Origin of the sequence: Bacillus sp. FSL P2-0069, assembly GCF_038593315.1 — a bacterium.
Taxonomy (GTDB): Bacteria; Bacillota; Bacilli; order Bacillales; family Bacillaceae; genus Bacillus; species Bacillus safensis.
Map to the genome: position 1 here is coordinate 2,227,515 of NZ_CP151984.1, position 14,983 is coordinate 2,242,497.

The 14,983-nt window shown below is 41.0% G+C and carries 18 protein-coding genes; 6 read left to right on the top strand and 12 right to left on the bottom strand.

Translation table 11 applies throughout. From position 1 onward, the window contains the following. Window positions 1–96: 96 nt before the first annotated feature. The 3 genes from NSQ34_RS11355 to NSQ34_RS11365 form a co-directional block, all read right to left on the bottom strand. Complete coding sequence (locus NSQ34_RS11355) at window positions 97–1,383, bottom strand: MFS transporter (protein WP_034280166.1); 1,287 nt, start codon at window positions 1,381–1,383, stop codon at window positions 97–99. A gap of 122 nt (window positions 1,384–1,505) precedes the next feature. Further along, entirely contained in the window at window positions 1,506–2,114 is a 609-nt protein-coding gene (sodA, locus tag NSQ34_RS11360; protein WP_098677417.1) for a superoxide dismutase SodA, read from the bottom strand. Window positions 2,115–2,296: 182 nt separating this feature from the next. Then, a complete protein-coding gene (locus NSQ34_RS11365; protein WP_024427974.1) occupies window positions 2,297–2,782 on the bottom strand; it encodes a DUF456 domain-containing protein in 486 nt (161 codons plus the stop codon). Window positions 2,783–2,926: 144 nt separating this feature from the next. Here NSQ34_RS11365 and NSQ34_RS11370 point away from each other — a divergent pair, with 144 nt between their 5' ends. Beyond that, window positions 2,927–3,685: a DUF1189 domain-containing protein gene (locus NSQ34_RS11370; protein ID WP_041117993.1), complete on the top strand. Its 759-nt coding sequence runs from the start codon at window positions 2,927–2,929 to the stop codon at window positions 3,683–3,685. A 72-nt stretch (window positions 3,686–3,757) separates the two neighbouring features. Here the strand turns inward: NSQ34_RS11370 and NSQ34_RS11375 are convergent, their stop codons facing one another. Next, window positions 3,758–4,303, bottom strand: coding sequence for a GNAT family protein (locus tag NSQ34_RS11375; RefSeq protein WP_098677416.1), 546 nt, complete (start codon window positions 4,301–4,303; stop codon window positions 3,758–3,760). A gap of 200 nt (window positions 4,304–4,503) precedes the next feature. On the opposite strand from NSQ34_RS11375, the gene NSQ34_RS11380 reads away from it, so the two are divergent. Together NSQ34_RS11380 and ispG are read left to right on the top strand one after the other, a co-directional pair. Continuing rightward, window positions 4,504–4,806: a hypothetical protein gene (locus tag NSQ34_RS11380; RefSeq protein ID WP_039180007.1), complete on the top strand. Its 303-nt coding sequence runs from the start codon at window positions 4,504–4,506 to the stop codon at window positions 4,804–4,806. A 105-nt stretch (window positions 4,807–4,911) separates the two neighbouring features. Then, window positions 4,912–6,027, top strand: coding sequence for a flavodoxin-dependent (E)-4-hydroxy-3-methylbut-2-enyl-diphosphate synthase (gene ispG / locus NSQ34_RS11385; RefSeq protein WP_024423001.1), 1,116 nt, complete (start codon window positions 4,912–4,914; stop codon window positions 6,025–6,027). Window positions 6,028–6,070: 43 nt separating this feature from the next. On the opposite strand, the gene NSQ34_RS11390 is transcribed toward ispG, so the two are convergent. Beyond that, on the bottom strand, window positions 6,071–6,433 hold the full coding sequence (locus tag NSQ34_RS11390; RefSeq protein WP_024423002.1) for a DUF308 domain-containing protein: 363 nt from the start codon (window positions 6,431–6,433) through the stop codon (window positions 6,071–6,073). Between the two features lie 139 nt (window positions 6,434–6,572). Between NSQ34_RS11390 and NSQ34_RS11395 the strand changes: the two genes are divergently transcribed. Next, a complete protein-coding gene (locus NSQ34_RS11395; protein WP_034280154.1) occupies window positions 6,573–7,151 on the top strand; it encodes a nucleotidase in 579 nt (192 codons plus the stop codon). A gap of 66 nt (window positions 7,152–7,217) precedes the next feature. Here NSQ34_RS11395 and NSQ34_RS11400 read toward each other — a convergent pair whose 3' ends face one another. The 5 genes from NSQ34_RS11400 to NSQ34_RS11420 all read right to left on the bottom strand — a co-directional run bounded on the left by NSQ34_RS11400 (window position 7,218) and on the right by NSQ34_RS11420 (window position 11,314). Continuing rightward, window positions 7,218–8,135 (bottom strand): ROK family protein, encoded by a 918-nt coding sequence (locus tag NSQ34_RS11400; protein ID WP_098676952.1) that lies wholly within the window; start codon window positions 8,133–8,135, stop codon window positions 7,218–7,220. A 119-nt stretch (window positions 8,136–8,254) separates the two neighbouring features. Continuing rightward, window positions 8,255–8,683: a Fur family transcriptional regulator gene (locus NSQ34_RS11405; protein ID WP_003217433.1), complete on the bottom strand. Its 429-nt coding sequence runs from the start codon at window positions 8,681–8,683 to the stop codon at window positions 8,255–8,257. Beyond that, window positions 8,661–9,521 (bottom strand): metal ABC transporter permease, encoded by an 861-nt coding sequence (locus tag NSQ34_RS11410; RefSeq protein WP_034280150.1) that lies wholly within the window; start codon window positions 9,519–9,521, stop codon window positions 8,661–8,663. Before NSQ34_RS11410 ends, NSQ34_RS11405 begins: the two co-directional genes overlap by 23 nt. Beyond that, on the bottom strand, window positions 9,521–10,297 hold the full coding sequence (locus NSQ34_RS11415; protein WP_024423006.1) for a metal ABC transporter ATP-binding protein: 777 nt from the start codon (window positions 10,295–10,297) through the stop codon (window positions 9,521–9,523). Before NSQ34_RS11415 ends, NSQ34_RS11410 begins: the two co-directional genes overlap by 1 nt. 135 nt (window positions 10,298–10,432) lie before the next feature. Further along, complete coding sequence (locus NSQ34_RS11420) at window positions 10,433–11,314, bottom strand: YitT family protein (RefSeq protein ID WP_024427967.1); 882 nt, start codon at window positions 11,312–11,314, stop codon at window positions 10,433–10,435. 140 nt (window positions 11,315–11,454) lie between these two features. Between NSQ34_RS11420 and NSQ34_RS11425 the strand changes: the two genes are divergently transcribed. Continuing rightward, the gene (locus NSQ34_RS11425) at window positions 11,455–11,709 is read left to right on the top strand and encodes a DUF2624 domain-containing protein (protein ID WP_024423008.1); all 255 of its coding nucleotides are present in this window, start codon (window positions 11,455–11,457) and stop codon (window positions 11,707–11,709) included. 48 nt (window positions 11,710–11,757) lie between these two features. Here NSQ34_RS11425 and NSQ34_RS11430 read toward each other — a convergent pair whose 3' ends face one another. Together NSQ34_RS11430 and NSQ34_RS11435 are read right to left on the bottom strand one after the other, a co-directional pair. Then, window positions 11,758–12,651, bottom strand: a complete 894-nt coding sequence (locus NSQ34_RS11430) for a deoxyribonuclease IV (RefSeq protein ID WP_041117997.1) — start codon at window positions 12,649–12,651, stop codon at window positions 11,758–11,760. Window positions 12,652–12,660: 9 nt separating this feature from the next. Next, window positions 12,661–13,980 carry a DEAD/DEAH box helicase gene (locus NSQ34_RS11435; protein ID WP_024423009.1) on the bottom strand — a complete coding sequence of 440 codons (1,320 nt, stop codon included), beginning with the start codon at window positions 13,978–13,980 and terminating at the stop codon, window positions 12,661–12,663. A 155-nt stretch (window positions 13,981–14,135) separates the two neighbouring features. On the opposite strand from NSQ34_RS11435, the gene vrrA reads away from it, so the two are divergent. After that, window positions 14,136–14,840, top strand: coding sequence for a VrrA/YqfQ family protein (gene vrrA, locus NSQ34_RS11440; RefSeq protein WP_041117998.1), 705 nt, complete (start codon window positions 14,136–14,138; stop codon window positions 14,838–14,840). The last annotated feature ends 143 nt before the right edge of the window (window positions 14,841–14,983 follow it).

Consider the following 14,983-nt stretch of genomic DNA (forward strand, 5'->3'; position numbering starts at 1 on the left):
AATGGCACCCCTTTTTATGTATAAAAGGTGCCATCATCATTTTAGCGGTTTTTCTATCATTTATCTAGAAATTTGATGTTCCATAGGTAAGAAATTTTACCTTTCTCCCTTAATAAGGTTCGTTTGAGAAACTGGCTTTTGACCGTCAGCCTCTTTCATATCAGCTGTTTTTTCTTTCAAATGAATATCTTTTACAAAGTAATAAATGAGGGTGTGCCCCGCTCCGAGCACAACAAGTGATGCAGGGATTCCGAGCTCATCACCTAGTAAGGTGACAGACAGCAGGAACAAAACAATCGAACAAATACGGCCGGCATTTAAAAATAGCTCTCTGACCACAATATATTCAATTCGGGCCTTTCTGGCGTACCTTGCATGGCCGATGACATCATATGTTAAGGATACATAAGGAACAAGCAGGAGCGGATATCCTATTGCAATGGCTACCGCATACATCAGAAGTGATACATAGGACAAGTGGAAAACGATTAAAAACAAGGCTCCGTATAAAATCAGCCCGCCAAGCATGATGGCCTTCTTCCGCCACTTTTTCTTAATCAAACGTGTAGCGAAGAAATAAGTAAAAAAGGCAACACCTGAATTCACTAAACCAAACGTCCCGAGAGCAAGCTCACTGTTTGTTGCAATAAACACAAAGACACTGATTAAGAAGACAAAGACCCCTTCACGAAGCCCTTGAAAAAAGTGAGCTGTTGTAATCCTACGCCAATTCTCATCTGCATGACGTTCTTTCCAAATTTGTTTGATCATAAATTTGCCTTTTGACTGCCTTCTTTTGAGGAAAAAGCTCATCACAACCGCTAGTGAAAACAAAAAGAGCGATAATGTGAAAATGACGGTGTAGCCTGTATCATCCGTTAACTGAGAAATGACAATTCCCGCAATGAGCGGACCAATCATGCCGGCAGTTGAGGAAAGCACCCCAAGAAATCCATTAAAGAAATCTCTTGTTTCAGGCTCAGTGATCTCAAAGGTGAGTACGTTAAAAGCAAGCCAGTAAAAACCATAGCCGATCCCAAGGACACTTCCCAATAAAACTAGCCGTGCGGCCGCTTGTTCTCCTGCCATTAAGACAATTAAATAAAAAGCGGCTAAAAAGATGACACCGAAACGAAGGACAAACGCCCGGTCTATTTTTTTTGCGAGCCGGCCAGCGAATAAAAATGTAATGGGCTGAAGCACAACAATGGCCAAATTATAAATCGCAAGATCTGTGAATTTCCCGGACTGTTTCCATAAGTACACATTTACAAACGTATTCGAAAGCGCAATGGCAAGTGCGTATAACCCGCCAATCGTGAGGAGGAGCAATAAATCTTTTGTAACATCCATGTCCCCGAACATTTTCTTTAATCTGCTCATACCATTCATTCTCCTTTTCTACACAATAGTCTGTCTCATCAAAAGGCAGATATGTAAAAAAAGGAGGGAAAATATAAAAAGACCTGCTTCTCTAAAGAGCAGGTCTTTTCAAATCAAATGATTTATTTAGCTTCGCTGTAAAGGCGAGCTACTTCATCCCAGTTCACAACATTCCAGAATGCTGAAATGTAATCAGGACGACGGTTTTGGTAGTTTAGGTAGTAAGCATGCTCCCAAACGTCTAGTCCTAGAATTGGCGTTTTTCCTACAGTTAAAGGAGAATCTTGGTTTGGCGTGCTTGTGATTTCAAGTTTTCCATTGTTCACAACAAGCCATGCCCAACCAGAACCAAAGCGTCCTGCAGCTGCTGCAGCGAAATCAGATTTGAATTTTTCAAATCCACCTAGTTCTTTTTCGATCGCATCTGCAAGTTCACCAGTTGGTGCGCCGCCACCGTTTGGTGAAAGAAGCGTCCAGAATAATGAGTGGTTCGCATGTCCTCCGCCATTGTTACGTACAGCAGTACGAATGTTTTCAGGCACTGAGTTTAAGTTAGCCACTAGCTCTTCAATTGATTGATCTTCAAGAGCTGATACACCTTCGATTGCTTTGTTTAAATTTGTTACATATGTGTTGTGGTGTTTAGTGTGGTGAATCGTCATTGTTTCCTTGTCGATATGTGGTTCTAATGCATCGTAAGCATATGGTAATTCTGGAAGTTTAAAAGCCATGGTTAAATTCCTCCTTAAAATGTATGTACTGAAATGCTTCCTTTGTAAGTCAGCAATTCACCCTACTCAAAGAGTATCAAAAGAAACAGCTTGTTTCAACGTTATTGCTCATGTTCTGAAACATTTCAGTGTTTATTTTGTATTTAGCCCTTTTGAAAAAGTTTTAAACACCCTTTTTCAACTTAGCGAAGGACATAAAATAAAAAGATGCCAAGCATCAGCGCTTGAATCAATCCTTTTGCAAAAACACCTGATACAAATCCAATTAATGAGCCTAATCCGACTTTCACACTCGTCTTCAGATCTTTTTGATGAACAAGGAGCTCTGCAATGACACTCCCGAGAAATGGACCAATAATAATTCCTGCAATGGGTATCACAAAAGGACCAGCTAATAACCCAATGGTGCTTCCCCAAATAGCTGCCTTGCTGCCGCCAAAGCGCTTTACCCCAATCAGGTTTGAGACATAATCTGCCGCAAATAAGACGGCAGTAAACATGGCTTGAATAAGCCAGAACGTCAGTGTAAGCGGCTCGAAGCTAAAGAAGAAACCATATAGAATAAATCCGAGAACCATAAAGACTACACTCGGGATAATTGGATAAACCAGTCCAACAAACGCAATGATAAATGCACAGCCAATCAGTATCCAATACAAAATGTCCAAGACCCTGCCGCCTCCTTTTATATGCTGTATACATTATGCCTCATTCCTTCTATCTTAACCAGTGATGAAGGCCATACTTGTACTTGATGGATAGACATTGATACAATATGAGAAATAGAAAAGAATGTAGGAAGTGAATGGGTATTGAACGTATTTAATCTATTGTTAAAAGGAATTTATTCACCAAAAGATATTGCTAAAGCACGCTTTACAGGGATCGGTAAAGCAATTTTATTCATTTTTATCCTTTCAATCATCGCAGCAGTTCCTCAGGGGTATCATATGAGCCAAGAGATCTCGAATGCGATGTCAGGATTTCAGCATGTGATCAAAAAAGATTTACCCGACTTTTCAATCGAAAAAGGAAAACTTCAAGCGGATCAAAGTGCACCAATAGAAAAAGAAGAAAACGGCATCACGATCATCTTTGATCCTGCTGAAAAAATAAAAGCAAGTGAGCTAGAATCAAAGCAAACGGCCATCGCTTTATTAAAGGAAAAAGCAGTGATTGCCATTGATGGGCAAATGACAGATATTCCATATCAGCTCCTTGGTGGAACGCTGACAAAAGATGAACTCGCACGGGTCACAAATCAGAACCAAGCGATTATCATCCCTGTCATCTGTGTACTACTATATTTATCAACTGCGGCTCTCATGTTTATCAGCGCAACATTCCTTGCGATGCTTGGTACATTTATTAAACGAATGCAGCAAAAAGAGCTGTCTTTCCAAATGCTTTGGAAGCTCTCCGCTTATTCACTCACTTTAACAACGGTCTTTTTCGCCATTATGAGTGCATTAAACACGCCTGTTGCAAACTCATTTTTATTAAATTGGGTCATTAACTTTATCTTCTTATATCTTGTTGTGAAAGAAATACCTGCAAAAAAAAGTAAATGATCCATCCAACAAGGATTTGTCTACACAATGAAAGCTCCCCCGGCTCGGAGGAGCTTTTTATGTATGTTCATGCTAGGACTCATCTGGATGGATGATCGCAAATAAATAGTGATCCTCCCACACTCCATTAATCTTTACTTTTTTACGATTTAGTCCCTCATTTTCAAAACCTGTCTTTTCAAGTACACGAATGGAACCCTTATTACTCGGCTTTACTCCAGCCTCAATACGATGGAGATTCAACTCAAAAAAGGCATAGTCAATGATTAAACGAATGGCTTCTGTCATATATCCATTTCCGCCCTGCCTTTGATCGAGTACATACCCGAGCCAAGCTCCTTCTATCGGACCTCTTACGACAGAACTTAATGAGATCGTCCCAATTAAGGCATCGGTTTCATTTAAGAAAATACCGTGCATGTTAGATTCATCTTGTGCACTTTTTTGCCTACTCCGCTGAATTCGCTCAATTTGGCGAGTTAACGTGAAGAAATCATCTTTGACCAAAGGTGTAAATTCCTGAAAATATGAGCGGTTCTCAAGCTCTAATGTTAACAGTGATTCTGCATCATTTTCTGTTAGTGTTCTCACATATATATGCTGACTAACCTTCTTCATAAAATCCCCCCATTATTATTTTATCATACTGGCCATATGAGGTTGCTCTCCTATTTACTACACCAACGACCCAAGAAGTTTTTATTACAAGACATACTAGGACTAACTAGAACCATCCTTTCCAGCTTTTCTCCTCTTTTTGGTTCTATCATTTCAGGACATGCATAGACTGAAGTAAACTCTTAAAAGCGGTGAGTAAAATGCGGCGAATTCTTTTTTTACTAATCAGTTTGTTTGTCCTCTTTATTATCTTTTTTGATTTAAAAAATGGAACCATTCCTGTTGAGGAAAACCCAGCTGTCCCAGCAAGTGCCCTTCAAACAGCTGAGAAAAAGACATATAAGAACGTCACTGTAAAACAAGGTGAAACGGTCCTCTCCATCGTACATACAAGCAAGCCGCTTGATGACGTCATTAAAGATTTCGAGGAGCTGAATCAAGGTGTTAAAGCGAACGAAATCAGAGCAGGCAGCACATATAAGTTTCCTGTCTACAAGAGATAAAACGTTAATTCCTTGTCATTCATACAAAGAGACTGTTACAATATGAACTGTAAAACACGACGTACACGGCAAAGGATTGCTTGTACACTAAGGAGCGATTGACAAGTGAGTGAAGTCACACATCGTACTAAAACGCGTCCCGTCAAAGTGGGACCTTTAACTATAGGTGGAAATAATGAGGTTGTCATTCAAAGTATGGCAACAACCAAAACACATGATGTCGAAGCGACAGTCGCTGAAATTAAACGTTTAGAAGAGGCAGGCTGTCAAATCGTGCGTGTCGCATGTCCAGATGAGCGTGCAGCAAATGCAATTGCGGACATTAAAAAGCAAATTAACATCCCGCTTGTTGTGGATATTCATTTTGACTATAAGCTTGCCCTGAAAGCGATTGAAGCAGGCGCAGACAAAATCCGAATCAATCCAGGAAACATCGGAAGAAGAGAAAAAGTCGAAGCGGTTGTCAAAGCAGCAAAAGAAAAAGGCATTCCAATCCGTATTGGCGTAAACGCTGGTTCATTAGAGAAAAAAATTCTTGATAAATACGGCTACCCAACAGCAGATGGTATGGTCGAAAGTGCACTGCATCACATTAAAATTTTAGAAGACCTAGACTTTCATGACATCATCGTCAGTATGAAAGCATCTGATGTAAACCTTGCAATTGAAGCATACGAAAAAGCGGCTAAAGCCTTTGATTATCCTCTTCACCTTGGGATTACAGAATCAGGTACGTTATTTGCAGGTACAGTCAAAAGTGCAGCTGGACTTGGCGCTATTTTGAATATGGGAATTGGGAACACACTCCGCATTTCATTAAGTGCTGACCCAGTTGAAGAAGTAAAAGTAGCACGTGAATTGTTGAAATCATTTGGTCTTGCATCAAATGCAGCAACACTGATCTCCTGCCCAACTTGTGGACGAATTGAAATTGACCTCATCAGCATTGCAAATGAAGTCGAAGAATATATTTCTAAAATTAAAGCACCGATTAAAGTAGCTGTTCTCGGCTGCGCTGTTAACGGTCCAGGTGAAGCGCGTGAAGCGGACATCGGAATCGCAGGCGCTAGAGGCGAAGGCTTATTGTTCCGTAAAGGTGAAATTGTTCGTAAAGTACCGGAAGAAACAATGGTCGAAGAACTGAAAAAAGAAATTGATAAAATCGCTGAAGAACATTATGCGAAAATGGAAGCTGAAAAAGAAAAACAAGCGAATGCCTAACAAAAAACGCCTGACGTCATAGTCAGGCGTTTTTCTGTTCTTATTAAAAGAACGGGGTGATAAATATGCCTAGGATGACGGAAACAATTCCGATCCCAATTGACCACGCGCCAAGCGCATGTGCTCCTTTTCTTCGTGCAATATAACCAACGACGATTGCCGCTACCCCTAATAGCACCGGCAAGACAAATAATGAGATAATCGCAATCGCGAGTGCTGTATAGCCTATCCCTTTACTGCCTGAATCGTCACCTGCTTGGTCACGTCCTCGTCTATCTTCTCGATCTCTTGAAGCTTGATATGGCTCTGCAATTTCAGCAGCTGTTTCCTCTAAATAGCCATCATCATTACTAAAGTGTGTGTCGATTTCACGATCATTTCTTCTGAAATCCTCGTCTCTTTCCATGATCAATTCCCCCTTTTGGTTAATAGAAAGGAGCTTTTTTAGTATGAGCAAAAATGTCTGTTTCATGATTGCTAAAACTTGCTGGAATTGTGAATTGATTATGTTACACTTTAAGAGTATAAAAATGAGGAGTGTGGGCATGTTACGTTTAGGAATTGATATTGATGGTACAGTGACGGCGCAGGACACCTTTGTTCCCTACTTAAATGAGTCGTTCCAATGTGCCATGACACTAGAAGATATGACAGAGTATGATTTGACGAAGCTTTTAAAGATTTCTCAAGAAGAATTTTGGGGCTGGATGGATCAGCACGAGCCTCTTATTTATAAACAGGCAGAGCCTGCTGAGGGTGCAAAAGAGATCCTCGACGAAATGAAGCTGCAGCACAGACTGATTTATATTACCGCAAGAAGGCAGCAGCATTCGGATATCACCTACAAGTGGTTTCAAGAACATGACGTACACTATGATGCTATTGAGCTGGTTGGCGGTCATCATAAGCTGGAAGCCGTGCAAAAGCACAAAATTGATGTATTTTTTGAAGACCATCATGGCAATGCCACAATGATTGCAAAAGAGGCTGACATCCCGGTTATCCTTTTTAACTCCCCTTATAACCAGATGCCGATCGACGATAGAATTATACGCGTAAACAACTGGCAGGAAGCATCTAAGTGGATCAAACAATACGAGCAGCGTCTGCAAACTGCTTATTAATGTAACTGAGCGAGCACCGAAGCGGAACAAACACGAGGATTTGTCTACACGCTGAAGCCGATACATTTAATGTATCGGCTTTTTTAATGGAGCAAGCTGCCCTTCTTTCATGAGGAAATGGTAAAGTGCCCCCTTCATGCCTGCCTGATTTAAGTAGCAGCAAGTTTCCAGCTTCACCTGAATGTTCTTCCATGCATGCAGTGTATGTAAATGTTTTTCAATGTTTTGTAATAAATCTGGTCTTGCACTTACGCCTCCGCCAATGAGGATTTTCTCTGGGTTAAGAACAGTCGCTACATTGTAAACGCCTATGGCTATTCGCTTGTACCATTGATCCAACAGCTTCTCAATGGCCGGATCATGCTTCGCCTTTTCAAAAATTTCTTGACCGTCTATTTGAGTACTTTGCGGTATTCCTTGCTTTTCTTTATAGCTCCGAATTAATCCAGCCGTTGAAGCGCTGCTGTTAAGAGTTGTAAACTGGCCATTTTCCGTCTCTGTCAGCATCATGCCAAATTCACCACCGCGGAAGGATGCACCGCGGACAAGCTGACCATTAGCAAAAATACCCCCGCCGACACCCGTGCCAATTGTCATACAAATAAAGCTGTCACAATCTTTCGCATGACCGCTGTATTTTTCTGCGAGAGCTGCACAGTTCGCATCATTTTCCACTTCTACACGAAGAGACGTTTTCTCTTCTAAAAGTGCTTTTACATTTTGACCATTTAAGGCGATGATGGCGCCTGCAAATTCTGTATAACCTGATTCACTGTCCACAAAGCCTGGTAGACTGATGGCGATACCGCTGACATTCGTCATCCTTTGATATTCCTTGACCACATCTGCCATGGCTTCTAAAAACGGTTCAAGCTGTCGGCAGTTCGTCTGATAGTCACCGCTAGAGACCAGCTTTCCATCCTGGTCCATTAATCCATGTTTCGTTCTGGTCCCGCCTACATCAAACACGACATAATAGGCCACTTTTACCCCTCCCTTTACTTCAAAATGTAGTACCTTGATCTCATTTTAATGAAACAGCCTCCCTTTGTAAAACGTTTTCAAAAGAGAAAACAAAAAAGCCAGCTCCAGGGCTGGCTTTCTCATGAGTGAACTTCCTTCGGTTCGCAGGAAGGACATGTTCCATATATTTCAAATTTATGTCCGCTAATATGATAATCCTCTAAATCGGCGTCGAGCTTGTCCATAGGGCAGGCATCGATCTCTTTTGTTTTCCCGCATGTAAGACAAATAAAGTGATGGTGATGATGGGAAAATGAACATTTAAAACGGAATAGTTTCTCCCCTGACAATTCTGTTGTTTCTAATATTCCAAGGTCTTCATATAGTGACAAGTTTCGATAAATCGTATCAAAGCTGAGACCAGGGTAGTCTTCACTTAGTGCCGTCAGCACATTTTTAGCCGTCAAGTATTTATCAGAATCAGAAAACAATTGAAGCATGTCTTCACGTTTGCTTGTATATTTGTAGCCTTTTTCCTTTAATAAATCAAGCGCTTCTTGTACGTTCATGTTGATTCCCCCTTCTGAATTTCCCAATACTAATACACCCGATTAAAATCAAGATAGACAGCATCACAATGGTTCCGCCTGGCGCTAAATCAAGATAATAGCTTAAAATCAATCCGGCCAATACAGACAATTCACCAAATAAGATCGAAAGGAAAATTGCCTGTTTGAATCCTTTGGCAATGCGGATACTTGCCGCAACAGGAAGCGTCATGAGCGCCGACACAAGCAGTGTACCGACGATACGCATCGATGCCGCAATGACAAGTGCAACGACTAAGATAAAAATAAAATGAATCCATTTTGCTGAAATACCAGAAGCCTTTGCATGCTCTTCATCAAAAGAAAGCAGAAACAATTCTTTATATAAAAGCACAACAACTAACACAACAACGAGTGAGATCCCTACAATAATCCAAAGATCAAGTCTTGAAACCGCACTGACACTTCCGAATAAATAACTAAACAAATCTGTATTAAAGCCATTCGCTAGTGAAATGAAGATGACGGAGATCCCAATACCCCCTGATAAAATAATAGGAATGGCAAGCTCCTGATAATGCTTATACACTGAGCGCAGGCGTTCAATAAACAATGAACCCGCAACAGAAAAAGCCATCCCTAAGTAGAGCGGGCTTACCCCTGTCAAAAGGCCAAACTTTTTATCAAGAAATAGACTTGCGGCAATACCGGCAAGTGATACGTGACTGAGGGCATCTGCAATAAGCGAGAGCCTTCTTACGACAATAAATACACCAAGTAAGGGCGCAATAAAACCAATCAGTATACCTGCGATAAACGCATTTTGTAAAAATTCATAATGAAAAAATGGAAATAGCATTATTCATGTCCCCCATGATGGTGATGGTCGTGATGAATCACTTGAATGTCATGCCCGTAAAATTGCGATAGCGCCTGATCATCCATTGAATCAAACGCTTCTGCATCCCCGTGGAAATGCAGTGTCTGATTTAAACAAGCCACATGGGTGACTTTATCAGAAACGGTGCCAACGTCGTGTGTGACGAGAATTAAAGACATTCCTTTTTCTTTGTTTAATGTTTCGAGCAGCTGATAAAAGCCTTCTACTGTCCGCTGGTCTACTCCAACCGTGGGCTCATCCAAAATGAGCAGCTTCGGCTGGCTGACAAGCGCACGGGCAATAAATGCACGCTGCTGCTGTCCGCCAGAAAGCTCACCGATGTTTTGATGCTTTAAATCTTGTATGCCAACTGAGCGAATGGCATCTTCTACTTGCCATTTATCCTGCTTGCTCATTCGTTTAAACAAACCAATTTTCGCGGTCAGTCCGCTTGCGACGACCTCATATACAGAAGCAGGGAAACCCGTATTAAAGCTATTCGCCTTTTGAGAAACAAATCCAATTTGATCCCAGTCTCTAAATTTTGAAACAGGCGTGCCAAATAGCTTTAATTCACCTTGCTGCGGTTTAATGAGCCCAAGCAGGCATTTTAATAAGGTTGTTTTACCAGAACCATTCGGTCCAACAAGTGCTAGAAAGTTTCCTTCCTCTACTGTTAAATGAATGTGATCAATGACATTTCGCTGTCCATACGAGTACGAAATGTCCTTCATTTCAATAATTGGCTTTGCCATGAATCTTTCCACCTTTAATCAATATAAAAAGAATGATTACGATTTATACAACAAAAAGAAAATGGCTTTTGCCATTTTCTCTGTCCATACATACATTTCATTATATAAAAGAAAGATAAAAAAGTAAAATAAAAGCTAATGAATGGCTGTTTTGAACTTACCGCCTTTTGTTTCATGCGTATCCATAATCGTGATAAATGCTTGATCATCAATTTCAAATACAATGGATTTCAGCTTTGTAATTTCAAGCCTTGTGACAACGGCGTAGATGACATCTTTTTCTTCATCTGTATAGCCGCCTTTTCCTCTCAGCTTTGTCGTTCCCCTGCCGAGTCGATGCAGAATCGCATCTGAAATTTCATCATAATAGTCTGATACGATAATCACAGCTTTTGTTTCATCAAGCCCTTGAATAACAGCATCAATTGTTTTCATTGCCAAATAATATGTCATGACAGAATACATAGCCTGCTCTGGTCCGAATACAAAGCCTGCCCAAATGAAAATGAACACATTGACGATCATGACAAACTCACCGACGGAGAAAGGAATTTTTTTCGTCAGAAGAATTCCCAAGATCTCTGTTCCATCCATTGAACCTCCATTACGGATGACAAGTCCAACACCAAATCCAAGTAATAGCCCTCCAAATACAGTGGCTAAGATCGGCTGTGTTGTAAATGCCTCCACATGATGAAGTGAAGATTCAATCACGGCTAAGCTGACAATCCCAATCACAGTGGAAATCAGAAAGGTTTTCCCAATATGCTTGTATCCTGATATCATAAATGGAATATTTAAAATGACAACAATCGTCGCAAAATTTATAAACGGGTTATCTGTAAAGAGATAATCCAAAATAAGCGAAATGCCGATGATGCCTCCATCAATAATATTGTTTGGCACTAAAAATAATTCAATGCTGACTGCTGCACATGCAGCTCCTACTAGAATCAGAAAAATTCTCAAAATAAAATGAGGCACTGATTCCTTTCTATGCTGTTTACTATTTGCCATACGTTCTCCCTTCTACACATGTTAAATTTTCAATGAACATTTTATTCACTTTACTATTTTATCATTTCACAGAATAAAATAAAATTTTTTGCACATTTTCCGTTTTCGCCCATACATTGTTACAGAGGGGAGGAATGGAATTGATTTTAATTCAAAAAATTGTCCTGCAGCGGCTCAATCAGATCACAGCAAACGATCTGTTAAGGTATGCGAAACAGTACGGCGTCAGTTTAACGTCTCATCAAGCTGCTGAGGTTGCCAAACTCATGAACGGGAAAAACATCAATATTTTTAATGACTCAGAGCGTAACCGGCTTCTTAAGCAAGTGGAAGCGATTACTTCTAAACAGACAGCACAGACTGTGAATGATTTGTTTAACCAGTTTACAAGTTAAGCAAAAAAGGGCCGCATTTAGCGGCACCTCAACATGTTGCATCCTTTTTTACTGACCCGTAATTTTATCTAGTAAGCCTTCATCAAATTGCTTTTCTTTCAGCATCGCAATTTCGAATTTGTAAGGTGGTTTTTTGTTCTTTTTATCTTCACCTACATAAGGCGTTTCTAGAATTTTCGGCACATCTTGAAGCTGCGGATGATGCACAATATAGCTCAGTGCATCGAAACCAATTTCACCAAAACCGATATTTTCATGTCGGTCTTTTCTTGCGCCTTGTACGTTTTTACTGTCATTAATATGAAGAACTTTGATTCGGTCAATACCGACGATTCGGTCAAATTCTTCTAATACACCATCAAAGTCACTCACAATCGGGTAACCAGCATCATGCGTGTGACACGTATCAAAGCAGACAGAAAGAGCTTCGTTATGTGTCACTCCGTCGATAATTTGGGCAAGCTCTTCAAAGCTTCTTCCGCACTCTGATCCTTTTCCTGCCATTGTTTCAAGTGCAATTTGAACCTCTTGACCTTTTACAATGACTTCGTTTAAACCTTCAATGATTTTTTGAATCCCTGCTTCTGCCCCTGCTCCGACATGCGCACCCGGGTGGAGAACAATTTGTCTTGCTCCCAGCGCTTTTGTACGCTCAATCTCAGATCGAAGAAAGTCTACACCAAGCTCAAATGTCGCTGGATTCACTGTATTTCCAATATTGATAATATACGGAGCATGCACGACGATATCCGTCATGCCATGCTCTTTCATATGCGCTTGTCCAGCTTCAATATTCAGGTCTTCAATTTTTTTGCGGCGCGTATTTTGCGGTGCACCTGTATAAATCATAAACGTATTCGAACCATAAGAGGCAGCTTCCTCACTCGCTGCAAGAAGCATATGTTTTCCGCTCATGGATACATGTGAACCAATCTTTAACAATGTTTCCCCCTACTTTCCATTACGCTTTGACTTTCTACGTTCCTGTCTTTTGATTTTATCCATCTCACGTGTCATTTTCTTTTTGTATCCAGGTTTGACGGCTTTCGGTTTTCTCACAAGACGTTTTGCTTTTTCTTCAATTTCATTCGGGGCTTTTTTACGTCTTTGACGCTTTAGACGGTCATCTGCATCTCGCCATTCGCCATGAACAATGGTTTTGTTTTCAAATACAACGCCCATTTTCTCAATTTGAATGAGTGCATCCTCATCAGCCAGCTCATAAATGGTCATGGCAATTCCAGAAGAACCAGCACGAGCTGTTCTTCCAACTCGGTGCACATAAAAATCAAGATCAGATGGAAGTTCATAGTTAATCACGTGGCTGACGCCTTTGATGTCAATCCCGCGTGCTGCAAGATCAGATGCCACAATATAAGTGAACTCCAAATCTTCAATTTGTTTCATAACTTTTTTACGTTCGCGCGGCGTTAATCCGCCATGAAGCACACCGATTTTCATTCCTTTTTCTTGTAGGAACGATGCGATTTCATCAACAGTTGTTTTTGTATTGGCAAAAATGATTCCTAAATAAGGCTGTACATTCGTCACCATTTCATGGAGCAATTTTAATTTATCACGCTGTTTAGACGGAACTAAAATATGCTGAATGTTTTCTGCTGTAATCCGTCTTGGTTCAACATGCGCATACTTTGGATTGTCCATATATTTCTTCAAGAAAGGCTTTAGTTTTTCTGGAATGGTTGCAGAGAACACAAGCATTTGCAGCTGTTCTGGCATTTGTGCACCAATACGGTCCACATCTTCTAAAAATCCCATATCCAGCATTAAATCAGCTTCATCAATAACAAGAGAGGTCGCTTTATAAACATTCAGCGCCTGCTCATGAATGAGGTCAGCAATACGTCCAGGTGTACCGACAACCAAATGCGGCTGGTTTTTTAGCTTTTGAATTGATTTCTGCTTGTCCGTTCCGCCAATGTAAAGCTTTGCTTTGATCTCTTCTTCTGGAGAAGCATTCTTTAAAATCGTTTGAGCTTCTTTGAAAATTTGATTGGCTAATTCTCTTGTAGGTGCAGTAATCACTACTTGTACCTGTTCTTTGCTTGGATCAATTGAATGAATCAGCGGCAGTAAGTAGGCATGAGTTTTTCCTGTTCCGGTTTGTGACTGGCCAATCACGCTTTCTCCTTTTAAAACAGCAGGGATGATTCTTTTTTGAATATCAGTCGGCTCATAAAAGCCTAGTTCATGAATAGCATCTATAATAAAAGGCTTTAATTCATATGTCGTAAATTTCGTTTCTTTCATGTTTTCACTCCTTAAGGCAATGCCTTTTTGCTCATCTCCTCATTATAGCTGATTTTCAGTAAAAAAACCATGTCCGCTTTTCCTACAGGAAACCAATTAGTGCTTCCTTGCATAACCTATGAAGAGAAAGAGAATGCAGTAAGGGAGGTACAAGTATGTTAGGGCAAAGGCCTATGGGCGATTTTCAGCCGCGCCGTCCCTCACGCCGGCACCTTGGAAATGGCGGACAGCCCGGAATGTTTCAAAGAGGGCAGCAGCCTCCTATCCAGCAGCCTTTTCAAGGGCAGGGCAATCCATTTCAGCAAATGATGCCTCGCTCCCCGTCTGTACAGGGAGGCGGTTTACCCGGGATGGGCGGTATTCCAGGAGGTGAGAGCCGTGCACTAGGCGGCGGAGCAGGAATTAAAGGCATGCTCTCTAAATTTCTTCCTGGCGCAGGAGGAGCTGGAGTCTCTGGAGGTGGTGCGGGATTACAAGGAATCCAGAGCTTCACAAATCCTGCAACCCTCTCAAGCATGTTAGGAAATGTTCAAAAAGTGCTCGGGATGGCGCAGCAATTTACGCCAATGATTCAGCAATACGGTCCTTTAGTGAGAAATTTGCCGGCGATGATTAAACTGTACAGCCAGCTTGGCAGTGCGGATGATGATGAAGAAAGTGCAAATGATGCTGATGCAGAATCAGCGGAGACCAGCGCAGAAACAGAAGTGCCCGAGGAAGAAGCACAAACTGACGAAATAGAAAAAAATAAAGAACCAGAAGACATCCTCGTCAAAAAAACAGCACCTCACACATCACCTGCTCCTCAAGCAAAACCGAAAAAAAGATCTGGCAGCTCTGTTCCAAAACTATATGTCTAGTGATCTTTTAACGGCGAAGTGTTCACTGCGTATAACAATCTTTGATATATACGCTTACTTTGGCTATAATGGAAGCAAGAGAATGATAAAAAGCCGTTTTTTACGGCTTTTTATATTGTTCTTCTCTAGCAGCACTTCCCTAC

Excerpts from the sequence above, each read along its gene's own strand:
- NSQ34_RS11415 (WP_024423006.1), bottom strand. The coding sequence starts at position 10,297 with ATGGCAAAGCCAATTATTGAAATGAAGGACATTTCGTACTCGTATGGA.
- NSQ34_RS11380 (WP_039180007.1), top strand. The coding sequence starts at position 4,504 with ATGCGGCGAATTCTTTTTTTACTAATCAGTTTGTTTGTCCTCTTTATT.
- NSQ34_RS11420 (WP_024427967.1), bottom strand. The coding sequence starts at position 11,314 with ATGGCAAATAGTAAACAGCATAGAAAGGAATCAGTGCCTCATTTTATT.
- NSQ34_RS11375 (WP_098677416.1), bottom strand. The coding sequence starts at position 4,303 with ATGAAGAAGGTTAGTCAGCATATATATGTGAGAACACTAACAGAAAAT.
- sodA (WP_098677417.1), bottom strand. The coding sequence starts at position 2,114 with ATGGCTTTTAAACTTCCAGAATTACCATATGCTTACGATGCATTAGAA.
- NSQ34_RS11405 (WP_003217433.1), bottom strand. The coding sequence starts at position 8,683 with ATGAACGTACAAGAAGCGCTTGATTTATTAAAGGAAAAAGGCTACAAA.
- NSQ34_RS11390 (WP_024423002.1), bottom strand. The coding sequence starts at position 6,433 with ATGGAAAGAGACGAGGATTTCAGAAGAAATGATCGTGAAATCGACACA.
- NSQ34_RS11395 (WP_034280154.1), top strand. The coding sequence starts at position 6,573 with ATGTTACGTTTAGGAATTGATATTGATGGTACAGTGACGGCGCAGGAC.
- vrrA (WP_041117998.1), top strand. The coding sequence starts at position 14,136 with ATGTTAGGGCAAAGGCCTATGGGCGATTTTCAGCCGCGCCGTCCCTCA.
- NSQ34_RS11435 (WP_024423009.1), bottom strand. The coding sequence starts at position 13,980 with ATGAAAGAAACGAAATTTACGACATATGAATTAAAGCCTTTTATTATA.
- NSQ34_RS11410 (WP_034280150.1), bottom strand. The coding sequence starts at position 9,521 with ATGCTATTTCCATTTTTTCATTATGAATTTTTACAAAATGCGTTTATC.
- NSQ34_RS11355 (WP_034280166.1), bottom strand. The coding sequence starts at position 1,383 with ATGAGCAGATTAAAGAAAATGTTCGGGGACATGGATGTTACAAAAGAT.